Source organism: Bartonella sp. AD328YNZD, from assembly GCF_042196425.1.
In genome coordinates this window covers 1-3,415 of the sequence record NZ_JBHIQG010000261.1, presented here as the reverse complement: position 1 = coordinate 3,415, position 3,415 = coordinate 1, and the positions used below count along the sequence as shown (strand labels likewise).

Annotated in this window: 3 protein-coding genes and 1 pseudogene; all 4 read right to left on the bottom strand. The window is 40.5% G+C overall.

The annotated features are described in order from the left end of the window. Positions 1-404 (bottom strand): annotated as a pseudogene (gene sucA / locus ACFIO3_RS10300) (2-oxoglutarate dehydrogenase E1 component); the annotation flags it as partial. Between the two features lie 163 nt (positions 405-567). Then, positions 568-1,470, bottom strand: a complete 903-nt coding sequence (sucD, locus tag ACFIO3_RS10295) for a succinate--CoA ligase subunit alpha (protein WP_375607894.1) — start codon at positions 1,468-1,470, stop codon at positions 568-570. 3 nt (positions 1,471-1,473) lie between these two features. After that, positions 1,474-2,670 carry an ADP-forming succinate--CoA ligase subunit beta gene (gene sucC / locus ACFIO3_RS10290; RefSeq protein WP_375607895.1) on the bottom strand — a complete coding sequence of 399 codons (1,197 nt, stop codon included), beginning with the start codon at positions 2,668-2,670 and terminating at the stop codon, positions 1,474-1,476. A gap of 90 nt (positions 2,671-2,760) precedes the next feature. Continuing rightward, the coding region (locus ACFIO3_RS10285) for a malate dehydrogenase (protein WP_375704415.1) at positions 2,761-3,415 on the bottom strand (655 nt) is incomplete at its 5' end.

Below are 3,415 nucleotides of genomic sequence, written 5' to 3'. Positions count from 1 at the left end.
AACGCACGAATCATCATAATTGCATGAACAGAATCACGTGTTGCACGAATAATATCTTGTTCACTGGAAGTTTTTCCCTTTTGCGCAGCCCCTGTTATTGCTCTTTCCTTTAATTTATCGCCAAGATATTTTTCAAGAGAAGACCAATCACCATCAAGAGCGGAAACTAACTCCCCACTCGCCTTTAGTGGCCAATGATCACGTTGCCATGTCGCTCCTTCAGCATTTTTGAGAACATCTTCTTTGTTATCATGAAGGCCTTCAAAAAAAGCACGCCACTGTGAATCAACACTGGTGTGATCTTTTTCATATTGAGCATAAAGTTGATCTATATAATCCGCATTCCCACCATAAAGAAATGACGTCTGTGCAAAAAGACTATTTATCTCATCCTGCCTTGCCATATACCTCTCCGGAACACTTATTCCGTCTCCTTATATCTTTTTTCGACCTTTCAATGCTCACAAAGCAAGCGACGCTTTGAACATTCAAAAAAGTTTTACCTTTTTATACTCAAGTTTTTTCACCTGAATTAAGAATATATTCTTATTCAGGTGAAATTTTCTTTTAGCCTTTCAAAACTGACATCAAAGTCTTACCTATCTGTGATGGTGAAGGAGAAACACGAATCCCTGCGGATTCCATTGCCGCAATTTTATCTTCTGCTCCACCTTTACCACCAGAAATAACAGCGCCAGCATGTCCCATTGTACGTCCTGGAGGAGCCGTACGACCAGCAATAAAGCCAACAACTGGCTTTTTACGCCCTTTTCTTGCTTCATCCTGCAAAAACTGTGCGGCCTCTTCTTCAGCAGAACCACCAATTTCACCAATCATAACAATAGACTGGGTTTCATCATCCGCTAAAAACATTTCCAACACATCAATAAATTCAGTACCCTTAACAGGATCACCACCAATTCCTATAGCTGTCGTTTGTCCGAGACCTTCCTGACTCGTTTGAAAAACGGCTTCATAAGTCAAAGTTCCCGACCGTGAGACAACCCCAACAGAACCTTTTCTAAAAATAGAACCAGGCATAATACCGATTTTACATTCGTTTGGCGTGAGAATACCAGGACAATTAGGACCAATAAGACGAGATTTTGAGTTTTCTAATCGCGCCTTTACTTTCACCATATCTATAACAGGAATACCTTCCGTAATACAGATAATTAAACGAACTTCAGCTTCAATAGCTTCTATAATAGCTGCCGCAGCCCCTGCAGGAGGAACATAAATAACGGAAGCATCCGCGCCTGTTTTTTCTTTTGCTTCTGCAACATTAGCAAAGATAGGAAGAGTTTCGCCTTTTGAACCTTCCCATGTTTCTCCACCCTTTTTAGGATTAACGCCACCAACCATTTGCGTGCCATGATAAGCAAGCGCCTGTTCTGTATGAAATGTTCCTGTTTTTCCTGTAAGCCCTTGAACGAGAACTTTCGTCTCTTTATCCACCAGAATCGACATAACTTACGCTCCCTTCACGGCTGCAACAATTTTTTGAGCAGCATCATCTAAATCATCAGCAGGAATAACATTCAAACCACTCTCATTGATAATCGCTTTTCCCTGCTCAACATTAGTGCCTTCAAGACGAACAACCAAGGGAACCTTTAAACCAACCTCACGAACAGCAGCAACCACACCTTCAGCAATGACATCACAACGCATAATACCACCAAAAATGTTAACCAAAATGCCCTTAACATTTGGATCGGCCGTAATAATCTTAAAAGCAGCTGTCACTTTTTCTTTTGATGCTCCACCACCAACATCCAAAAAATTCGCCGGCTCTGCTCCATAAAGCTTAATGATATCCATTGTTGCCATAGCAAGACCAGCGCCATTGACCATACAACCAATTGTACCCTCAAGAGCAACATAAGCAAGATCATGCTTTGAAGCTTCGATTTCTTTTGGATCTTCTTCTGAAAGATCGCGCAATTCTAAAATATCTGGATGACGAAACAGAGCATTATTATCAAAAGAAACTTTCGCATCAAGAACGCGCAAGCGACCATCTTTCATCACAATAAGCGGATTGATTTCTAAAAGGCTCATATCTTTTTCACAAAATGCCTGATAGAGAATCGGAAAAAGCTTTTCACCATCTTCCCGTGCACTATCGCGCAATTCCAATGCATCACAAAGCCTTGCACAATCATCAGAAGTAACACCCTCTACAGCATCAATAGGCAGCGTGAATATTTTTTCTGGTGTCTCTTCAGCAACTGTTTCAATATCCATTCCACCTTCTGTTGAAACAACAAAAGCAATCCGACCAACGCTACGATCAACCAAAAGTGAAAGATAAAGCTCCCATTCAATATCGGCACCATCTTCAATATAAAGGCGATTGACCTGCTTACCCTCTGGACCAGTTTGTTTGGTTACCAACGTTTTCCCAAGCATTTCTTGAACATTTGCAACAACTTCTTCAACAGATTGTGCAAGCCGAACACCACCCTTTGCATCAGAACCAAGTTCTTTAAACTTACCCTTACCACGACCACCAGCGTGTATCTGACTTTTAACCACATAGAGAGGTCCGGGTAATTTTTTTGCCCATTTTTCAGCTTGCTCTACAGAATAAATAGCAACACCATTTGCAATTGGTGCTCCATATTCATGAAGCAGACGTTTGGCCTGATACTCATGGATATTCATGCATTTGTCCTTTTCTTTTATGGATTATTATTAATCCTAAAGTTATAATATTCTAAATACTTTAATTTAATGAACAAAATCCTGTTCAATTTACTTGAGACTAGGCACAAGAGCAATACAAGCTTCACAAAGCTTTTTAACCGCATTTACTGAATAATCAAAAGCATCTCTTTCCTCTTTATCAAGATCAATTTCAATGACCCGTTCAACACCACCCGCACCAAGTACAACAGGAACACCAACGTATGTATCGTTAACCCCATATTCCCCTGAAAGATAGGCTGCAACAGGCACAACACGCTTAGTATCCTTTAAATAGGCTTCAGCCATACAAACAGCAGAAGCTGCTGGTGCATAATAAGCAGAACCTGTTTTTAACAAACTAACAACCTCTGCACCACCATCACGGGTACGTTGAATAATTTGATCAATTCTCTCCTGTGTTGTCCAACCCATTTTAACAAGATCAGGCAAAGAAATACCACCAACTGTTGAATAACGCACCAAGGGCACCATTGAATCACCATGCCCACCTAAAACAAAAGCTGTCACATCTTTGACAGAGACTTTAAATTCTTCAGATAAAAAGTAACGAAAACGCGCTGAATCCAGAATACCAGCCATACCAACCACTTTATGCACCGGAAGACCTGAAAATTTCTGCAATACCCATACCATTACATCAAGGGGATTTGTAACACAAATAACAAAAGCTGAAGGTGCATATTTTTTAATTCCAGCACCA